This is a genomic window from Caballeronia arvi (genome assembly GCF_001544695.2).
Classification (GTDB): domain Bacteria; phylum Pseudomonadota; class Gammaproteobacteria; order Burkholderiales; family Burkholderiaceae; genus Caballeronia; species Caballeronia arvi.
Window position 1 is genome coordinate 1 of record NZ_FCOM02000279.1, and the last position, 922, is coordinate 922.

A 922-nucleotide genomic window follows, 5' to 3' on the forward strand; every position below is an offset into this window, starting at 1 on the left:
TTACGTGAAGACGTATCTGGGCGCATCCGCCTTCAAAGGCCTCAGATTCCGACCCGAACCGAAGATGGCTGTGGAAGCGAGTCACTTTCGCCGCAGATTCCGCTCGGTCAATTTCAACGAGAGCAAACGTGAAACCACCGCCAATAAGTGGCTGCACGACCACGCGGAATTCTAAGCTTCCGATTTGAACTGGCTCGCCCGACATGGGACACACCCCAAGAACACGGATCCACCGTAACCCTTCACAGCTGGGCCTCGACGTTCCTTCAGCGTCGGATAAAGATACTTGCGTCTAGGCGAGATCGGTTGGGACGATCTGTACTACTACGCGAAATCCCCGTCGGGTTCGTCTGGCATTGTGTGCTCGACCCTTCGCTCGTTCTTCTCGCGTGCCGCGTCATCCTCGGACCATGATGGCTCATCCGTCACACCCGGAGCCGGTTCCTGTGGGCGGACTGGAAAATCCTCTCTGGTTTTTACGTATCGGACCGGTTTCGGTGTGCTCTCACATCGGTGATCGCTTATCAAATTCATAATTCCTCCCATAGGCCGATGACGTTACATCGGGAATAACAGTTGGACGGCTCAACAGGTCGCGCTCTGCCGCTTCGGTCCGCCTCAGATCGCCTGGCGCGAGCATCGAATCCGTCCGACAGGCACACGGAAGGCACAATCCTGGCGACGAGTTCGAGAGACAGCAGGCGCGCTGTTCTCTCGTGTCGGAGCGATGCGCGCAGTCGCAGTTCTAGAGGTTCCTAGTGAGCTCGTTCATGACCGCCAGTGTCAAGAACCCGGAACGCGTCATCTGTCGCTGCCGAGCGGTCATGCTAACTTGCTCAAGAAGTGCGGCGTTAAGACAAATTTGGAAGCCAACGGAGTTAGATCTGACTCTTGACATATTAATGTTCACAAACAGCCAGAT

General features: G+C 55.6%; 1 protein-coding gene. It reads right to left on the bottom strand.

Annotated elements, in window-relative coordinates; translation table 11 throughout:
• Window positions 1–745: 745 nt before the first annotated feature.
• Window positions 746–910, bottom strand: coding sequence for a type II toxin-antitoxin system HicB family antitoxin (locus AWB74_RS48995; protein WP_407642558.1), 165 nt, complete (start codon window positions 908–910; stop codon window positions 746–748).
• Between the last annotated feature and the right edge of the window lie 12 nt (window positions 911–922).